This is a genomic window from Streptomyces sp. NPDC005811, from assembly GCF_040630405.1.
Lineage (GTDB): Bacteria > Actinomycetota > Actinomycetes > Streptomycetales > Streptomycetaceae > Streptomyces.
In genome coordinates this window covers 14140-32380 of the sequence record NZ_JBEXXK010000001.1, presented here as the reverse complement: position 1 = coordinate 32380, position 18241 = coordinate 14140, and the positions used below count along the sequence as shown (strand labels likewise).

Here is an 18241-nt window from a genome sequence, read left to right as displayed (position 1 = left end):
CGTGAGGATCCTGAGCGGTGAGCGGCCGACCCCGGCTGAGTAGCCAGGGCCGGATCATACGACGACTTCCTTGTGACGAGTTATGCAACGTCCGATGAACAGGTAAGGCCGTGTTCTTCCCCGCCCGGGCCGCCTGCGCGGAGATACGCGGCCCGCGCCCCGTATGCTCACCGGGCGCGGCTGCACACCACGGGGCCCTGAGGCGAACCGCGCCGAGGCGGGGTGTGGCGGCCGTGGAAGGGGGAGCATGTCCCAGACCGATGTCACGGTCCCGGCCCAGCAGGAGGCGCCGGCCGCGCCGCCCGCGCGGGAGGGCGCCACGCGGCTCTACGCGCTGGACGCGCTGCGGGTCGTGGCGGCGCTCTCGGTCCTGCTGTTCCACTTCACCGGGGTGGACGCGGCGACGAAGGCGAACTGGGGTGTCAATCCCAAGGAACTGTTCCCGTGGCTGTTCCCCGTCACCTCGTACGGCTCCTACGGTGTCCAGCTCTTCTTCATCATCAGCGGTTTCGTCATCTGTCTGTCCGCCTGGGGCCGGACCCCGGGGCAGTTCGTGCAGGCCCGTTTCCTCAGGCTGTTCCCGGCGTACTGGTTCTCGGTGGTCGTGGCCGTGCTCGTCTGGCGCGGGATGCCCGACGGGTCGCGCAAGGCGCCCAGCGTCAGCGAGTCGCTGACGAACCTCACGATGTTCCAGGTGCCGCTGTCCGCGCGGCATCTCGTCGGCGCCTACTGGACCCTCTGGGTGGAGCTGACCTTCTACCTGGTCTTCCTGGTGGTGGTCTGGAAGGGGCTGGACTACGTCCGGGTCTCCGTCTTCTGCTGGCTGTGGCTGCTCGCGAGCATCCTGGTGCAGCAGGACGACGTGCCGCTGGTGGGGATCTTCGCCCAGCCGCTGAACACGGCCCTCTTCGTCTCCGGCATTGCCATGTACCTGATGTACCGGTTCGGGCCGGACCTCAAGCTCTGGGGTCTGCTCGGCGCGAGCTGGCTGGTGATGCAGAGCGACCTGGTCCAGCACGCCGATCATCTGCGGCACGACAAGGGCATGGACCGCGACCCCTACCTCGCGCTGGCCCTGGTCACCGTCTTCTACCTGCTGGTGCTCGCGGTCGCCCTGCACAAGCTGGACCGCGTCGGCTGGCGGTGGCTGTCCACGGCGGGCGCGCTGGTCTATCCGCTCTACCTGCTCCACGAGGAGCTGGGCTGGGCGCTGATCCGCACGCTGTACGGGCACGTGGGGGCGTGGGCCACCCTGGGCATCACCACGGCGCTGCTGCTGGGGCTGTCCTGGCTCGTCCACCGGTTCGTGGAGAAGCCGACCCAGAGGTGGCTGCGCGCCGCCCTGGAGAAGGAGTCCGCCAAGCGGGCGGCGGCCGCGCGCGGCTGACCCGTACACGGCCGAGGGCCCGTCCGGACGTACCGGACGGGCCCTCGGCCGTGTGCGGGGGTGTCAGCCTCCGATGACGACCCGCCGGACGCCCTTCCAGGCCTCCGGGTCCGTCGTACGGCGGCCGTCGACCAGGACCGTGACGTCCGGCAGGTCCGCCGGGGTCAGGGCGCGGTACTCGGCGTGGTCGGCCTGGAGGATCGCCGCGGTGACCTTCTCGCCCGCGTGCGGGGTGAGGCCGTGCGCGGCCAGCTCCTCGGCCGTGTACATCGGGTCCGAGACGAACGGCACCGCGCCGCGCGCCTTGAGGGCCTCGACGGTCGGGAAGACGCCCGAGAACGCCGTCTCCTTCACCCCGCCGCGGTAGGCGGCGCCCAGGACGAGGACGTTGACGCCGGTGAGGTCGCCGTAGGCGGCGGCCAGCAGGTCCACCGCGTACTGCGGCATCGCCGCGTTCGCCTCACGGGCGGAGCGCACGACGGTCGCCGACGGGTCGTTCCACAGGTACATCCGCGGGTAGATCGGGATGCAGTGACCGCCGACGGCTATGCCCGGCTGGTGGATGTGGCTGTACGGCTGCGAGTTGCAGGCCTCGATGACCTTCTTGACGTCGATGCCGTTGCTGTCCGCGAACCGCGCGAACTGGTTCGCCAGCCCGATGTTGACGTCCCGGTACGTCGTCTCGGCCAGCTTCGCCAGCTCGGAGGCCTCGGCGGTGCCCAGGTCCCACACCCCGTTGGCCCGCGGCAGGTCCGCGCGCTCGTCGAAGTCGAGGACCTGCTCGTAGAACTCCACACCGCGGGCCGACGACGCCTCGTCGATGCCGCCGACCAGCTTGGGGTAGCGGCGCAGGTCGGCGAAGACCCGGCCGGTCAGGACGCGCTCCGGGGAGAAGACCAGGTGGAAGTCCTCGCCCGCGGTCAGGCCCGAGCCCTCGGCGAGCATCGGCGCCCAGCGGGTGCGGGTGGTGCCGACCGGGAGGGTCGTCTCGTACGAGACCAGCGTGCCCGGCTTCAGGCCGTGCGCGATCGCCTTGGTCGCCGCGTCCATCCAGCCGAAGTCCGGGGTGCCCTCGGCGTCCACGAACAGCGGGACGACCACGACGACGGCCTCGGACTCGGCGACCGCGGACGCGGTGTCCGTGGTCGCGCTCAGCAGACCGGCGTCGACGGCCTGCTTCAGCTTGACGTCGAGGTCGTGCTCACCGGGGAACGGCTCGACACCGGCGTTGACCAGCTCGACGACCTTCTCGTTGACGTCCGCGCCGATGACCCGGTGGCCCTTGGAGGCGAACTGCACCGCCAGCGGGAGCCCGATCTTGCCGAGCGCTACTACACAGATGTTCATGGAGGGTCGCTACTTCTTCCTTTTGGAACGGGACTTCAGTTTCCGGACAAGGCCCCCCAGCGCCCGCCGGACCACAGTCCTCTTCGGGGGGTACATCTGGGCCGTGTCGACCACCACGCGTCCCTTGGGGTTGACCAGGGCCGACGCCCGGTACGGATCGTCGTCCCTCCCCCACTTGCGGGCCAGCGGCATGGGCAGTCCCTTGCCGCTCACGGGGATCTCGTACGTCGAACCGGCCACGTCGACGTACACCCGCACGCCCCACTTGCCGGTGGCCGGCTCCAGCGGGACACGGGCGTGCAGCACGGTCGCGGCGGAGCCGTGCGCGGACGGCTCCACCCTCATCTCGCCCACCACGGGCCTGAGCTCGTGCCCGGACTTCAGCCGACGCGCGCCCGGCTTGTCCGCCGACTTGGGCATCGCGCCCTTGACCAGGCGCAGGGCCACGCCGGCCCCCTCGACGTCACCCAGGACCGGCACCCGTACGGACGCCGTGTAGGCGAGCTTCTCGCCCTGCTGGTCCCAGGCGGAGTCCAGCAGCACGGTGCCCTTGGCGAGGCGGCCCGGTACGGCCTCCCCGACCAGCTCGTAGACCCGGTCGGGCACCCCGATCCGGGGGTCGCGGAAGCCCGGGTAGCGGGCGTAGGCGCGCTCGCCCTCCACCACGAACGGGGGCGCCCCGTGCTCCGCCTCCGAGGAGATCGCCTCGGCCAGCTCGTCGATGGCCACGGCCTGCGCCAGCGCGATCCGCACCCGGCGCTTGACGTCCATGGCGTCCCGGATGCCGTCGGTGAGGTACACGTCCGCCAGCCGGCCGATGCCCGTGCAGAGCTGCCGCTGCAACTCCCGGTCCAGGGACGGGAAGTCGCCCTGGACGAGCTTGGCCAGCTCCCAGGTGAAGTGCCGGCGCAGCACCGCGTCCCGGTCCGGGCCCGCCTCGATCAGCCCGGCCGTGAAGTCCATGATCTCGGCCGCCGCCCGCAGCCGCGCCAGATGGTCGGCGCGGTAGGTGATGTTGCTGGCGTCCCCGCGCTTGACCGCGTAGTAGCAGGTGTAGTCCGCGACCACCGAGATCTTCCGGGCGCGCACGCACGCCTCGATGGTGAACGGCTGGTCGCTGCCCACGGGCAGGTGCTCCGGGAAGCGCAGCCGGTACTTCTCCACCATGTCCCGCCGGAACAGCTTGGTGTTCGCCAGGGTGAACGGCAGCGCGGAGTCGTACAGACTGACGTCCGCGGCGTTCTCCTTGTACAGCGCCTGGTGCACGTACCGGCCGTTGGTGCCGACCATCTTGCCGACGACGACGTCCGAGTCGTTGGCGTCGGCGCACCTGACCATGCGCTCCAGCGCCTCGTCGCCGAGGTAGTCGTCGGAGCCGATGAAGTAGACGTACCGGCCGGTGGCCACGTCCAGCGCGCGGTTGCTGGGCGCGGCCGGGCCGCCGGAGTTCGGCTGGTGGATCACCTTGACGGTGTCCGGGTACAGCGCCGCGAACCGGTCCAGCTCACGGCCGCTGTCGTCGGTGGAGCCGTCGTCGACGGCGACGATCTCCAGGCGCTCCCGGCCGATGCTCTGTCCCAGCAGGGAGTTCAGGCAGTCCGTCAGGTACGGCATCGTGTTGTAGACGGCGACGACGACGCTGACGTCGGCGGGCGCGCTCATGCCGGCTCCCCCGCGGTCCCCGTGACCAGGCGGGTGTAGAGCCCGTCCAGGACCTCGGCCTGCGCCTCCCAGGTCCAGGTGTCGAGCAGCCCCGGCTTGTCGTAGGCCGCCGTGTACTTCTCCGGGTCGGCGAGCACGGCCTTGACCGCGCGCACCAGGTCGTCGACGTCCTCCGCCCGGCAGACCTCGCCCTGGCCCGTGGAACGGGTCATCTCGGACATGGTCCGCACATCGCTCACGACCAGCGGCAGCCGGGCGTGCGAGTACTCGAAGAACTTCGTGATCAGCGCGATCTCGTGGTTCGGCCAGTGGTGGATGGGGATGCAGCCGACGTTCGCCGCGGACAGGAACCGCACCACCTGCCAGTGCTTCACATACGGAACGGCGTGCAGCCGGTCACCCACGCCCAGTTCCTGCGCACGGCGCAGCAGGCTCTGGATGTAGGAGGCCGCCGGGGACGGGACCACGAACGCCATGTGGACGCCGTCCAGCCCGGGCAGGGCCTCCACCATGTCACCGAGGCCACGCTGCGGGCCGGGCGAGCCGCTGTAGACGACCAGCGGAACCTCCGGGCCGATCCCGCACAGCTCGCGCAGGTCCGGCTCCGGCTCGGCGTCCTCGATCGCCGGGTCCCGCTCCACGGGACGGTCCGGCGCGTTGAGCACCACGGTCGGCCGGGTGCTCAGCCCGTGCCGCTCGATCAGCAGGTCGCCCAGCCCCTCGGAGACCGTGACCACGGCGTCGGCGAACGGGGCGTACTCGCTCTCGTGGGCCGTGTTGCCGGGGATCCAGTGGGCGTTGTCCTCCCACGGGCGTACCCCGGGCAGGAACTCGTGCGCGTCCCACACCAGCTTGACGGAGCGGCCCTTGGCCCGCGCCCGCACGGTCGCCCGCGCGCCCACCCCGAGCATGCGGAAGTCGTTGGCGTGGATGAGATCGGGCTTGAGGGCGTCGATCTCCTTGCCGTAGGTCAGCTCGTAGTCCCACAGCACCGGCTCCAGACGGCGCCAGGCCCGCTTGCCCTTGGCGCCCTTCCAGAGCGCGGTGAACGCCCGGTCGAGGGGACCGCGCAGGGCGCGGCCCGCCTGCTGGGCCTTGGTGCTCTGCCCGGCGCGGAACTCGATCCACTTCTGCATGAACCGGGAGACGGGGCCGGCCACCGTGAGGCGGGCCTTCTCCGCCGTGCGGAACAGCGGGCTGCCCACCGCGGCGGGCACCACCCTGAGCGCGGCCCGCCGGGTGGCGAGGTCGACCCGCCACGCCTTGACCCACTGGCGGCGGTAGGCGGCCATCGGGCCCGGCGGGTAGGCGAAGGGGCGGCGCAGCAGCGAGCGGTGCCGCTCGGCGTGCCGCTTGGCCAGCGGGGTCTTCAGCGGCAGCAGCCGGACCTCCGCGTCCCCCAGCTTCCAGGTGCGCCCGCTGCCGGACCGCACGAGACCGAGCAGCACCACGTCCCAGCCGGCCGCCGCGGCGGACTCGGCGGCCTTCTGCACTCGCGAGTCGCCGTCGACCTTGTTGTCGACGAGCATGACGACGCGGCCCTTGGTGGGGCGGGGCGCATCGGCACTCTGCGCTTCCATGAACAGCCTTTCTGAACTGGTCACTTCAGGAAATCGCTCAGGACCTGGGCGGTCCAGCTTCCGTCGTGGTACGTACGGGCGAAGTCGACGGAGCGCCGGCCGATCCGCGCGGTGCCCTCCCGGTCGTCGACGAGCGACCGGATGACCTCACGCAGTGTGTCCGGGGTGGCGTCCACGATGGGCAGGGCGCCGTCGGTCGCGGCCTTCACCCCGTCGCTGATGTACGCGACGACGGGCTTGCCCGCGGCCATGGCCTCCACAGCGAACGTACCGTAGCTGCCCGTCGTGAACTGGTCGAGGACGAAGTCGCAGTCCTGGACCAGCTCGCGCATCTCGGCCCACGGGATGCCCTCGGCGAGCCGGAACTCGATCAGGCCCTCGTCATGGAGTTCGGTGAGCACCGGCATGATCCGGTCCGTGCCCTTGGTCCACCGCTTCGAGGGGGCGTGCAGCACCAGCGGGCGCTTGCGCTCCATGACCGGCCGGTCGGTCGCCCAGCCGGCGACGTCGACGACCAGCGGGGCCCAGCTCGCGGACGGCAGGTCCTCCAGGAGGTCCGGGGTGGTGACGTACAGCGGCAGTCCCGCCTCCTGCGCGATGCGCCGGTTCAGCTCGGCCTTCACCCGGAGCTTCTCCGCGATGCCCTCGGGAGCGTCGTGGAAGAGCGAGAACGCGTGCCGCTCCATGTGCCGGAGCGGGTGCCGGATGTCGCTGCCGTGGGCGAGCAGCGCCACCTTGATCCGGGCCTGCTTGAGCGCGTCGAGGTCACCGGCGATCGACGGGCCGTTGAGCTGGCCGAAGACCGGCATGAAGGCGTCGACCAGGAGGTGCGTGTACCGCCCGACGATCCGCTCCACCTGCTGGAGCTGGACGTTCAGCTCCCGCAGCCGGGTGGCGTCGACGTACACGTCGGCCGGGTAGTCGAAGGACTCGGGCCGCTTGTTCATCACGACCTCGACGGACACGTCCGGGTTGAGGCGCGTGATCGCCTGGGCGTAGGCGGCACCCTGGCCGGCGTAGTTGGCCGGCCCGAGGCCCAGCTTGATCCGGGTCTCGCCGAGCCTGCGCCAGGCCGGCTGTCCGTCGCCGTCGGTGACCTCCACCGTCTGGACGGCCTCGGGGGTCTCCTGCACGGTCCAGGAGACCTCCGGGCGCGGGCCCGGCGGGGTCTTCTTCGACAGCTCGCGGTACAGCCCGAGCAGCTTGCCGCTCTGCGACTCCCAGGACAGTTCCGTGCGGACGTCCTCGGTGATGGCCTCGGCGAGCTTGTCGCGCTTGTCCATGGCCTGGGCGGCCGCCACGGCGAACGTCTTCGGGTCGTCCCAGGTCCACACCTCGCCCAGGCCGTGCTCCTCGACGTACGCCTTGATGACCTTCACATCGCTGGTGACCAGCGGCAGGCCCGCCTGGAGGTACTCGGAGACCTTCGTGGGCAGCGACACCTCGCAGTTGGGGACGCGCTTGAAGGGGGTGAGCCCGAGGTCCGCCGACGAGAGGTAGTCGGCGACCTCGTGCTGCGGCACGTAGGGCACCAGGTGGATCCGGTCGCGCACGCCGAGGGACTCCGCCTGGGCGAGCAGTTCCTCCAGGAGCGGTGTCATCCGGCCCACCACCAGGGCGAGATGGAAGTCCGGGAGGTCGGGCAGCCCGTCGATGACGGCGTCCACCCCGCGCTCCCGGCCGATCCAGCCGGAGTAGACCATCAGCGGCACCTCGGGGCCGAGACCGCAGGCCTCGCGGACGGACGCGCTGGAGCGGCGTCCGCCGATGACCTCACGGACCGGCGAGTTGCCCACGACCAGCGGCAGTTCGCCCAGCTCGTGGTCGTTCTTCAGGAGCTCGGCCATCTGGGTGGAGACGGTGACCACGGCGTCGGCGCGGCCGATGAACTCGGCCTCCAGCGCGGGCAGCGCCGAGCCCTGGCGGGCGTTCGGCCACTCGACGCCCTTGATGTACTCGTGGGCGTCGTAGAGCCAGGCGCACTTGCGGCCGCGGGCCCGCAGCCGGGCCGCGCTCTGCGCCGCGGTGGCGATCATCGTCACGTCGTTGGCGTGGATGACGTCCGGCTCGATCTCCTCGATCACCGGACCGAACGCCAGATCGAGGTCGACCACCTGCGGCCAGTCACGGCGCCAGTCGCCGACCGGAGCCGGGTCCTTGGGCCGGCGCTGCTCCTCCCACCGGAACGCCCGCACCCGCAGCCGGTGCACCGACCGGCGGGCCCGCAGCAGCGCCTTGAGGGACGCGCGGCGCGGGCTGCCCGCCCAGTTGCTCTCGGCCGACGTCTGGCGCACCCAGGCCCGGTAGGCCGCGGTGTAGCGGTTCAGCGCCGCCTGGTCCCGCAGCTGGAACTGCGTCGCGGCCGCCCGTACGGGGTGCGTCCTGCGGGAGTTCACCCCGCGCAGGTACTCCGCGCCGACCGGGACCCGGATCACCGTGATCGGGCCCATCTTGGAACGCTGGACACGCTTGGTGTCGCTGCGCCCCACCAGGGTCACGTCCCAGCCGTCTCGCGCCGCCGCGACCGCGGTCTTCTGGACGCGGGAGTCGCCCGTGATGCCGTTGGCCACGATGACCGCGAGCCTCGGCCTACGAGCAGGGGATTCCATTTTTTGTCTTCCTCCGGATGGGACGAGAATTCCGCCCCCTGCGCACAAGGGGCCAGGGACCGCCGGCGACGCGTGTCCGGACGCTCAGGCGGCCCCGCAACCATTGCGGTCCAACAGGACGGTGCTGCCGTCCAGCGCCGACTCGAGCACCGCCGCGGCCACCTCGACCGTCCGCATGCCCTGGCGCAGGGTGCAGATGTCGGCGTCCTTGCCGAGCACCGCGTCCCGGAACAGCTCGTGCTCGACGAGCAGCGGCTCACGCTTGGGTATGGCGTACCGGATCATGTCGCCCTCGGACACCCCGCGGAAGGCCTGGAGGGCCTCCCACTCGGTGGTGACCGCGGCGTTGGAGTGGAAGGTCAGGTCGGCGGTGAGGGTGTCGGCGATGAAGCAGCCGCGCTCCCCGGTCACCGAGGTGAAGCGCTCCTTGAGCGGGCTGAGCCAGTTCACCAGGTGGTTCACCATGGTGCCGTCGTCGAGACGGCCCACCGCGGAGACCATGTCCTCGTGCACCCGGCCGCTCTTGGAGACGGTGTGGGCGGCGATGGACACGTACTCGCGTCCGGTCACCCAGCCGGTCAGGTCGATGTCGTGGGTGGCGAGGTCCTTGACCACGCCGACGTCCGCGATGCGGTGCGGGAACGGGCCCTGACGGCGGGTCACGACCTGGTAGACGTCACCGAGTTCACCGGACTCCAGGCGGGCGCGCAGCGAGCGCAGCGCCGGGTTGCAGCGCTCGATGTGGCCGACACCGGCGACCAGGGAACGCGACTCGAACGCCTCGACGAGGCGGCGGGCGCCGTCCACGGTCTCGGCGACGGGCTTCTCGATGAGCGCGCACACCCCGGCCTCGGCGAGCGCCAGACCGACCTGCTCGTGCAGATGGGTGGGGCAGGCCACGACCGCGTAGTCGACGCCGAGGGCGATGAGCTCCTCGACGGTGTCCAGGATCGGCGCGCCCTGGGCGGCGCCGAACTTGTCGCCCATCGGGTCGACGACGCCGACCAGGTCGACGCCCTCCAGACCGGACAGGACGCGGGCGTGGTGACGGCCCATCGAACCGAGGCCGACGAGTCCCGCGCGCAGCGGCTTCCCGTTGCTCACAGCTGCTCCCCCAGCGTGTTCACGGCGGCGGCGATCCGCTCCAGGTCGTGCGCGGACAGCGAGGGGTGCACCGGCAGCGAGACGACCTCGGCGGCGGCGCGCTCCGTCTCGGGCAGGTCCCAGGTGCGGCCCGCCTTCTGGTCCGGCTCCCAGTACGGCTTCAGCCGGTGGATGGGCGTCGGGTAGTACACGGCGTTGCCGATGCCGGCCTCGGTCAGCCCGGCCATGAAGGCCTCGCGGTCGCCCCGGACGCGCACGGTGTACTGGTGGTAGATGTGCCGGGCGCCCTCGGCGACCTTCGGCGTGACCACGTTCGGCGCGCTGATGTGCGCGGTGAGGTACGCGGCGTTGGCGATGCGCTGCTCGGTCCAGCCGTCGAGCTTGCCGCGCTGGACGCGGCCGATCGCGGCGGAGACGTCCGTCATCCGGACGTTGGCGCCGACGATCTCGTTGGCGTAGCGCTGCTCCATGCCCTGGTTGCGCAGCAGGCGCAGGGTGCGGGCGACCTCGGCGTCACCGGTGGAGATCATGCCGCCCTCGAGGCTGTGCATGTTCTTCGTCGGGTAGAAGCTGAAGGTGCCCGCGGCGCCGAAGGCACCGACGGGGGTGCCGTTCAGGGCGGCGGCGTGCGCCTGGCAGGCGTCCTCGACGACGGCGAGGCCGTGCTGTGCGGCGATCGCCATGATCCGGTCCATCGCGGCGGGGTGGCCGTAGAGGTGGACGGGCATGATCGCGGCGGTGCGCGGGGTGATGGCCGCCTCGACCGCGGCGGGGTCCAGACAGAAGGTGTCGGCGTCGATGTCGGCGAAGACCACGTCGGCCCCCACGAGCCGCACCGCGTTGGCGGAGGCCGCGAAGGAGAACGACGGCACGATCACCTCGTCGCCCGGGCCGAGGCCGAGGGCCATCAGCGACAGGTGGAGGGCGGAGGTGCCGGAGTTGACCGCGACGCAGTGACGCCCGTCGACCAGCTCCGAGAACTCCTCCTCGAAGGCTGCCACCTCGGGACCCTGGACGACCCGGCCACTGCGCAGAACGCGCACCGCCGCCTCGATCTCGTCCTCGTCGATCACGGGTCTGGCGGCCGGTATGAACTCATGGGCGTCGGTCATCGACGTACCCCTCCTCTACGGCGACCTCTAAGGCGCACCACGTCATGCGGTCGGGAAGGGCCATGTCGATGTTCAGCACGGCCGCATCCCTGGTTGTCCATGGCCACCTGTAGGCGGATGGACGGCTTGTACACAGGAGCCCGCCCCCCGAGGGTTCCTTGCGGGATTCAGCCGTACCCGGTACGGGACCGGATGTGCTCATCGGCTGCGGTCACGGTGTGCATGTCTTTGGCCACCGGGACCAGACTGCACGTTACCAGCACGGGGACGGCAATTTTCCCGAGTGTTACCACAGAGAAACCACCGCCCCGGGTGCCCTCGATCACAAGCAAGACACAGCGTAACTCTACGGTAAACACAGTGCGACACGAGGTGAGGGGCCGGGAGAGGCATCCGGCCGACGGCGCGAACGACGGCGCGGGCGCCCGGTTCGCACCGGACGCCCGCGCCGTTGTCGCACCGCAGGTGAGAGGGTCAGTCCTCGGTCGCCTGCGCCGCGGCCGTCTTCTTCGCGACCGTCGCCTTGGCGGCCTTCTTGGCCGTCGTCTTCTTGGCGGCGGTCTTCTTCGCGGCCGTCTTCTTGGCCGTCACCGTCTTCTTGGTGGCGGCCTTCGTCGCCGTGGCCTTCTTGGCCGTCTTGCGGGCGGCCGTCTTCTTGGCGGGAGCGGCGGGAGCGGCCTCCTCAGCGGCGACGCCCTCGGCCCCGGTGACCTCCGCCGCGACGGGCTCGGCCTCGGCGGCCTGCGCCTCGGCGGCCTCCGCCGTGGCCGACGGGACGACCACGACGGCCGTCTCCTCGGCCGCGGTCGGCGCGGTGGCCTTGCGCACGGCACGGCGCCGCGGGCGGGCCGGGGCCGCGCTCTCGGCGACCGGCTCGGCCTCGGGCTCGGCCGCGACGGGCGCGGCCTCGGCGGCCGGGGCCTCCACGGCGGGCTCGACGACCGTCACCACGGCGGCCTCGGCACCGGCGGGCGAACCGGCCGGCGCGGACACCTTGCGGGTGGCGCGACGACGGGTACGGCCCTGGGGCGCGGCCTCTTCGGTGACGGGGGCCTCGACGACCGGGTCCTCCACCGCGACCGGCTCGGCCTGCGCGGTGAGCGCCTCGGCCGGCTGCACCGGAAGGGCGGCCTCCGCCTCGGCGGTCACGGCCTGTGCGGTGGGCACCTCCACGAGGGCCTCGGCAGGCGTCTCGACGGGGGCCTCGACGGACGCCTCGGTGAGCTCCTCGACCGGCTCCTCCGCGGCGAACACCTCACCACGGCCTCCCCGGCGCCCGGCGCCCCTCGGCGCACCGGCCGGGGCGGACGCCCGACGGCTCGCCCTGCGACGGCCGCGCCCACGCGTGGCCGCGGCCTCCGCCTCGGCGACGCTGCTGTACAGCTCCTCGTCGGGGGCGAACTCCGGGGGCGTCAGCGCGATCGGCTCGGCCACCTCGGCGGCGACCTCGGCCTCGGTCTCGGCCTCCTCCTCGGCACCCACGAGCGGCTCGGCGGTCTCGACCGCCACGGCCTCGTGCTCGTGCTCGTGGGCGTCGCCGCCCCGGCCGCGCTTCTTGCGCTTGCCGCCGCCACCGAGGGAGGCGGGCTGCTCCATGTGGACGATGACACCGCGGCCGTTGCAGTGGACGCAGGTCTCGGAGAAGGACTCCAGCAGACCCTGGCCCACCCGCTTGCGGGTCATCTGCACGAGGCCCAGCGAGGTCACCTCGGCGACCTGGTGCTTCGTACGGTCGCGGCCCAGGCACTCCAGCAGACGGCGCAGCACCAGGTCCCGGTTGGACTCCAGCACCATGTCGATGAAGTCGATCACGATGATGCCGCCGAGGTCGCGCAGCCGCAGCTGGCGCACGATCTCCTCGGCCGCCTCCAGGTTGTTCCTGGTGACCGTCTCCTCGAGGTTGCCGCCCTGGCCGGTGAACTTGCCGGTGTTGACGTCGACGACGACCATCGCCTCGGTGCGGTCGATCACCAGCGAACCACCGCTGGGCAGCCAGACCTTGCGGTCCAGCGCCTTGGCGAGCTGCTCGTCGATCCGGTAGGTGGCGAAGACGTCGACCTCGGAGGTCCACTTCGACAGCCGCTCGGCCAGGTCGGGCGCGACGTGCGAGACGTACCCGTGGATGGTCGACCAGGCCTCGTCGCCGCTGACGACGACCTTGGAGAAGTCCTCGTTGAAGATGTCGCGGACGACCCGGACGGTCATGTCCGGCTCGCCGTACAGCAGGGACGGCGCGTTGGAGCTGCCGCCGTTCCTGGACTTCTTCTGGATGTCCTCCCACTGCGACTGGAGGCGCTCGACGTCACGGCGCAGCTCGTCCTCGCTCGCGCCCTCGGCGGCGGTGCGCACGATGACGCCCGCGTCCTCGGGGACGATCTTCTTGAGGATCGTCTTCAGCCGGGCCCGCTCGGTGTCGGGCAGCTTGCGGCTGATGCCGGTCATCGAGCCCTCGGGGACGTACACGAGGTAGCGGCCCGGGAGGGAGACCTGGCTGGTCAGCCGGGCGCCCTTGTGCCCGATCGGGTCCTTGGTCACCTGGACGAGCACGGACTGCCCGGACTTCAGCGCGGACTCGATGCGGCGCGGCCCGTTGGCCATGCCGAGCGCCTCGAAGTTGACCTCACCGGCGTACAGGACGGCGTTGCGGCCCTTGCCGATGTCGATGAAGGCGGCCTCCATCGACGGCAGCACGTTCTGGACCTTGCCCAGGTAGACGTTGCCGACGTACGAGGTCGACTGCTCCTTGTTGACGTAGTGCTCGACGAGCACGCCGTCCTCGAGGACGCCGATCTGGGTGCGCTCGCCGCTCTGGCGGACGACCATCACGCGCTCGACGGCCTCGCGGCGGGCCAGGAACTCGGCCTCGGTGATGATCGGGACGCGTCGGCGGCCCTGCTCACGGCCTTCGCGGCGGCGCTGCTTCTTGGCCTCCAGACGCGTGGAGCCCTTGATGGACTGCACCTCGTCGGACGGCTCGGCGGGCTTGCGGGGCTCACGGACCTTGACGACGGTCCGCTCGGGGTCGCCGTCGCCCGGCTCGGCGTCGGCGCCGCCGTCTCCGGCGCGACGACGGCGGCGGCGCCGGCGACGGCTGCCCGCGGTGGAACCGCCGGCCTCGTCCTCGGCGTCCTCGGCGTCCTCTTCGGACTGCTCGGCCGTGTCCTCCGCGTCCTGCGCGGCCTGCTCGGCGGCGAGTTCGTCGGACTCGGCGTCCAGGCCGTCGCCCTCGCCGTCGGCGGCCTCGCCCCGGCGGCGACGACGCCCACCGCGGCGGCGGCGACGGCGCGAACCGGTCTCCTCGTTCTCCTCGTCGCCCTCGACCCCGTCCTCGGCGGCCTCGTCGGCCTCCTCCGGCTCGGTGTCGTCCGCCGCCTCCGCGGCGGGGGCGGGCTCGGTCCGCTCGGCGGCCTCGGTCTCCTCCGCGAAGGCGGCGCCCCGGCGACGACGGCGACGGCGCGAGCCGGCCTGCTCCTCGGCGGGCACCTCCTCGGCGAGCACCTCGGCGGGCAGCTCCTCGGTCTCCTCGGCCTCGACGACCGGCTCCTCGGCGGACGCGGCGGCAGCCTCGGCGGCGGCGCGCTGCGGCGTCTGGAACTGGGGCTCGGCGAACACGGGCGCCTGGAACACGGCGACCGCGGGCCGCGCGGGCCGGCGCGGCGCGTCGCCCTCGCCGTTACGCACGGGCGCGGGCTCGGAGAACCCGCCGGCGGCCCGGCGCACGACGCGCCGACGGGCCCGCCGGGTACCGGATTCCTCCTCGGCGGCCTCGGAGACGGCCGGGGTACGGGGGGTGGCCTCGACGGCCGGGGCCTGGGCGGCAGCGGTCCGGGCGGTGGAGGCCGGGGCCTGGGCGGCGGCCTCGGGGGCCTTCGCCTCGGCGGCGGGCGCGGCGACGACCGGCTCGGCAGCGGCGGGCTCGGTCGTGGCGGTCACGGCCGGCTCGGCCTCGCTCGCGGCGGCGGCACCGGCGGGCGCGGTCACCCGGCGGGTGGCACGGCGACGGCTCCGCGGCGCGGGAGCGGCCTCCTCGGCGGCGGCCTCGGCCTCGACCTCGGCGGGAGCGGCAACCTCGGCCACGGACGGCTCCGTCTCCGCGCTCGCCTCAGGCTCGGCCGGAGCACCGGCGGGCGCGGACGCCCGGCGGGTGGCACGACGACGGCTCCGCGGCGCGGGAGCGGCCTCCTCGGCGGCAGCCTCGGCCTCGACCTCGGCGGGAGCGGCAACCTCGGCCACAGGCGCGGCCTCGGCCTCAGCAGGCGCACCGGCGGGCGCCGACGCCCGACGGGTGGCACGACGACGCGTACGCGGCGCGGCGGCGGCCTCCTCGGCCACCGGCGCCACGGCCTCCGCCTCGGCGGCGGCAGCCACCGGCACCACGGTCTCGGCAGCGGCCTCGGCCGCCTCGGTCTCGGCCGGGGCACCGGCGGGCGCGGACGCCCGACGGGTGGCACGGCGACGCGCACGGGGCGCGGGAGCGGCCTCCTCGGCCTTCTCCGCAGCCGCCTTCTCCGCGGCGGCCTCTTCTTCGTTCATGGCGATCTCTTCGGTCTCGTCGACCTCGTCCGCCAGCTGCTCGGCGGTCTCCACGGCCGGTATGGCCGGCGCGGTGATCTCGGCCGGGGCCTCGGCGGCGCCGCTCGGCGGGCCGGCCGGGCGGGAAGCGGCACGGCGCCGACGACGCGGCGGCAGGGTGTCGCTGGGGGTGTTGTTCTGTTCTTCGGAACCCTGGGTGGGTTCGGTCGGTTCGAGCATGCGGGTGTGTCTCCCGTCAGGCTCCCGGGCGCCGCACCGGGCCCGGCGCCGATCACGAGGGATCGGTCGCCGTTGACGTCCGCGGCTCGCGCACCTGCGCGCTGCCGCCGTCCGGGGCGCGGCCGCCGCACGGGAGCTCTCTGTGTCCTGTCTCGCCGGTTCCGTAGCCCTGTTGCGACGGCCTGGCGAAAGTCTTCTGGTGGGTGCGCCGCCCGACCCAGGTGGCTCCCGAGTCCGAGGGCTGCGCTACGACGCCCGTCCCGATGCGGAACCTTCCGTGCGTCGACGCCTTCGCGGCGGCAGTGGCTAGGCCGTTGTGAGGGCCTCGGCTGCCTCGCGGTCGGGCGCGAGCGGGTCGGTCACGGCGCCGGTCTCTTCATCGAGCAGCCCCTGCGCCAGCCTGGTCACCGCTGCGGGGACCGGCGGCGCCAGGTCGGCCACGGCGCGGAGACCGGACAGGACGTCGTCGGGTCGAACGGCAGGCGTCACGTGCCGAACAACCAGCCGCAGTATCGCACAGGGCCGGTCGGTCGGCCTATCAGCCGCTTCACTCTGTGTTTCGAGCTGCGTGTCGAGCTGTGTTTCGAGCTGTGTTTCGAGATGGACGACCGCCGGGCGGGCGTCGAAGGTGCGCAGGCCGTTCTTGGTCATGCGCTGGACCTCGACGGTCCCGGCGGAGTTGAAGACCTGGACGGCGCGTTCGGCGTCGGCCGGGTCGACTCCGTCGAGCCGCAGCTCCCACACGGAGGCCGTGAGCCGGTCGGCGAGGCCCGAGGTGCGGGCCTCGACCGCGTCGACGATGTCGAGCCCGGTGGGCAGCGACTCGTCGAGCAGCGCACGCAGCGTCTGCGGTTCGCGCGCCGCGGTGAGCGCGATCTCCAGGTACTCCGCCTCACTGCCCGTGCCGGTGGGTGCGGCATTGGCGTACGACACCTTCGGGTGCGGCGTGAACCCCGCCGAGTACGCCATCGGTACCTCGGCACGGCGCAACGCGCGCTCGAAGGCACGCTGGAAGTCACGGTGGCTGGTGAACCGGAGGCGGCCGCGCTTGGTGTAGCGCAGTCGGATGCGCTGCACCGCGGGTGCGGGCGGCGGGCCTTCGGGCTGTCGCTTGCCCAGTGTCGTTCAGTCCTTCGTGAGGTTCGTGAGAGCGGTCGTACTGCTATCAAGAGTACGTGTGCCGAGCGGCGTCGGTTCCCGCCGGAGCACGGCTTCCCTCTCCCGGGTCCGCACGGCCCGCTCCCGGGGTTCCCCGAACAGGATCCGCCGTACGTCGGCCCGGGTCTGCCGGGCCGTCTCGCGCGCGGAGGCGAGGGCCTGCCGGGTCACCCGGCCCACGGCGCGCGCGGCCTGCGCGGCGGGCTTGAGGACGAGGTCGCGGACGACGTGCCCCACCGGGGTGAGGACGGTCCGGTACACCCAGCGCACCGGCTCCACGAACAGCCACCGGAAGACGGTGGCGAGGACCCGGCCGACGGAGCGCGAGAGGTGCCCCGCGATCCGCCAGGCGTGTCCGAGCGCCTCCCCGACCTCCCGGGCGAGGACGCCGAGGAAGCGCCCGACGGGGACGAGCACCCAGCGCCACAGCGCGAGCGCGGGCAGCACCAGCAGCACCCGGGCGATCCAGTACAGGGCCGTCCCGAGCCCCGTGACCAGCAGTCCGAGCAGCCGCCACAACCCGAGCGCGCACCAGGCGGCGGCCCGTCCGACCGGCGCGAGGATCCACTCGTACACCCGACGGGCGGGTACGACGACCAGGTACCGGACCAGCCACAGCACGGGGACGACGACCGCGTACCGCGCCAGCCACAGGACCGCGTGCCCGGCGGGGGTCAGCACGCGCGCGTACAGCCACGCGCACCCCGCGCCGACGCCCCGCGCCAGCCATACGGCGGCCTGCCCGACCGGAGTCAGGACGTACCGGTGGAGGGCGACGGCGGGGACGACCAGGAGCACCTTCCCGAGCCAGGCCAGTGCCTGGCCGGCCGGGACGAGGACGTACCGCCACAGCCCCACCAGCGGCCACACGAACACCACCCGCCCCAGCCACAGCAGGGCGCGGCCCAGTGGCCGGAGCAGGGTGTCCCGTAGGAAGCGGCCGGTGACGACCAGCGCGTCCCAGGCCATCCGCACGGGCACGACCAGCACGAGCACCACGATCCGCACGGGCAGCCGGATCGCGACGACGAGGCATCCCTCCGGCTGATGCGGCTCGGCGGGCGGTTTCTGCAGGTCCATACCGGTGTAGACGCCGCGGACCGCTCACTGGATGCACGGAATCAGCCGGACGGATGACAAAAGTGTGCCCGGCGTGGGCGGTTCAGGACGTGCCGCGGCTCTCCGCCTCGGCGTTGGCGATGGCCTCCGCCTCCGCCTCGGCCAGCGCGATGGCGACGCCGAAGGCCTGCGCGATGTGCCCGGCCGCCGACATCACGCGGGCGCTGCCCACGACGGGCGCGATGGCGACGAGGACGTCCTGGAGCTCCTCGACGGTGAGTTCGGCCTTCATCGCCGGGTCGATGTGCGCGAGGTAGGAGATCGCCGGCGCATCGACGGCCACGAGCGCGGCGATACGGGTGAGGATGAGCGTCCGCTCGTCCATGTGACAGCGCTCGACGGAGTCGATGGTCATGGCGGCGAGGGTGTCCAGAACGGGGGTCTCGGATGCGGTTGCCATGTCGGAATCAC

Annotated in this window: 11 protein-coding genes; 1 reads left to right on the top strand and 10 read right to left on the bottom strand. The window is 72.5% G+C overall.

Features of this window, described 5'->3' with window-relative positions; all coding sequences use genetic code 11:
• Window positions 1–247: 247 nt before the first annotated feature.
• Window positions 248–1387, top strand: a complete 1140-nt coding sequence (locus tag ABZ490_RS00120; protein WP_358982192.1) for an acyltransferase — start codon at window positions 248–250, stop codon at window positions 1385–1387.
• A 63-nt stretch (window positions 1388–1450) separates the two neighbouring features.
• On the opposite strand, the gene ABZ490_RS00115 is transcribed toward ABZ490_RS00120, so the two are convergent.
• From ABZ490_RS00115 to ABZ490_RS00070, 10 genes are all read right to left on the bottom strand, one after another.
• Window positions 1451–2734: a nucleotide sugar dehydrogenase gene (locus ABZ490_RS00115; protein WP_358982190.1), complete on the bottom strand. Its 1284-nt coding sequence runs from the start codon at window positions 2732–2734 to the stop codon at window positions 1451–1453.
• Between the two features lie 9 nt (window positions 2735–2743).
• The gene (locus tag ABZ490_RS00110) at window positions 2744–4396 is read right to left on the bottom strand and encodes a glycosyltransferase (protein ID WP_358982188.1); all 1653 of its coding nucleotides are present in this window, start codon (window positions 4394–4396) and stop codon (window positions 2744–2746) included.
• Window positions 4393–5976 (bottom strand): glycosyltransferase family 4 protein, encoded by a 1584-nt coding sequence (locus ABZ490_RS00105; RefSeq protein WP_358982186.1) that lies wholly within the window; start codon window positions 5974–5976, stop codon window positions 4393–4395. Before ABZ490_RS00105 ends, ABZ490_RS00110 begins: the two co-directional genes overlap by 4 nt.
• 20 nt (window positions 5977–5996) lie before the next feature.
• The gene (locus ABZ490_RS00100) at window positions 5997–8585 is read right to left on the bottom strand and encodes a glycosyltransferase (RefSeq protein WP_358982184.1); all 2589 of its coding nucleotides are present in this window, start codon (window positions 8583–8585) and stop codon (window positions 5997–5999) included.
• An 84-nt stretch (window positions 8586–8669) separates the two neighbouring features.
• Entirely contained in the window at window positions 8670–9689 is a 1020-nt protein-coding gene (locus tag ABZ490_RS00095; protein ID WP_358982182.1) for a Gfo/Idh/MocA family oxidoreductase, read from the bottom strand.
• On the bottom strand, window positions 9686–10801 hold the full coding sequence (locus ABZ490_RS00090) for a DegT/DnrJ/EryC1/StrS family aminotransferase (protein WP_358982180.1): 1116 nt from the start codon (window positions 10799–10801) through the stop codon (window positions 9686–9688). The genes ABZ490_RS00095 and ABZ490_RS00090 overlap by 4 nt, the downstream gene beginning before the upstream one ends.
• A 474-nt stretch (window positions 10802–11275) precedes the next feature.
• A complete protein-coding gene (locus ABZ490_RS00085; RefSeq protein ID WP_358982178.1) occupies window positions 11276–15553 on the bottom strand; it encodes an Rne/Rng family ribonuclease in 4278 nt (1425 codons plus the stop codon).
• A 306-nt stretch (window positions 15554–15859) separates the two neighbouring features.
• Window positions 15860–16630, bottom strand: a complete 771-nt coding sequence (locus ABZ490_RS00080) for a TIGR03936 family radical SAM-associated protein (protein WP_358982176.1) — start codon at window positions 16628–16630, stop codon at window positions 15860–15862.
• Window positions 16631–16678: 48 nt separating this feature from the next.
• Window positions 16679–17791, bottom strand: a complete 1113-nt coding sequence (locus tag ABZ490_RS00075) for a hypothetical protein (protein WP_358982174.1) — start codon at window positions 17789–17791, stop codon at window positions 16679–16681.
• Window positions 17792–17873: 82 nt separating this feature from the next.
• Window positions 17874–18230, bottom strand: a complete 357-nt coding sequence (locus tag ABZ490_RS00070; protein ID WP_358982171.1) for a carboxymuconolactone decarboxylase — start codon at window positions 18228–18230, stop codon at window positions 17874–17876.
• Between the last annotated feature and the right edge of the window lie 11 nt (window positions 18231–18241).

What these genes read in the sequence shown, in the direction of transcription:
- ABZ490_RS00120 (WP_358982192.1), top strand. Translation starts at nt 248, where the DNA reads ATGTCCCAGACCGATGTCACGGTCCCGGCCCAGCAGGAGGCGCCGGCC.
- ABZ490_RS00115 (WP_358982190.1), bottom strand. Translation starts at nt 2,734, where the DNA reads ATGAACATCTGTGTAGTAGCGCTCGGCAAGATCGGGCTCCCGCTGGCG.
- ABZ490_RS00110 (WP_358982188.1), bottom strand. Translation starts at nt 4,396, where the DNA reads ATGAGCGCGCCCGCCGACGTCAGCGTCGTCGTCGCCGTCTACAACACG.
- ABZ490_RS00105 (WP_358982186.1), bottom strand. Translation starts at nt 5,976, where the DNA reads ATGGAAGCGCAGAGTGCCGATGCGCCCCGCCCCACCAAGGGCCGCGTC.
- ABZ490_RS00100 (WP_358982184.1), bottom strand. Translation starts at nt 8,585, where the DNA reads ATGGAATCCCCTGCTCGTAGGCCGAGGCTCGCGGTCATCGTGGCCAAC.
- ABZ490_RS00090 (WP_358982180.1), bottom strand. Translation starts at nt 10,801, where the DNA reads ATGACCGACGCCCATGAGTTCATACCGGCCGCCAGACCCGTGATCGAC.
- ABZ490_RS00085 (WP_358982178.1), bottom strand. Translation starts at nt 15,553, where the DNA reads ATGCTCGAACCGACCGAACCCACCCAGGGTTCCGAAGAACAGAACAAC.
- ABZ490_RS00075 (WP_358982174.1), bottom strand. Translation starts at nt 17,791, where the DNA reads ATGGACCTGCAGAAACCGCCCGCCGAGCCGCATCAGCCGGAGGGATGC.
- ABZ490_RS00070 (WP_358982171.1), bottom strand. Translation starts at nt 18,230, where the DNA reads ATGGCAACCGCATCCGAGACCCCCGTTCTGGACACCCTCGCCGCCATG.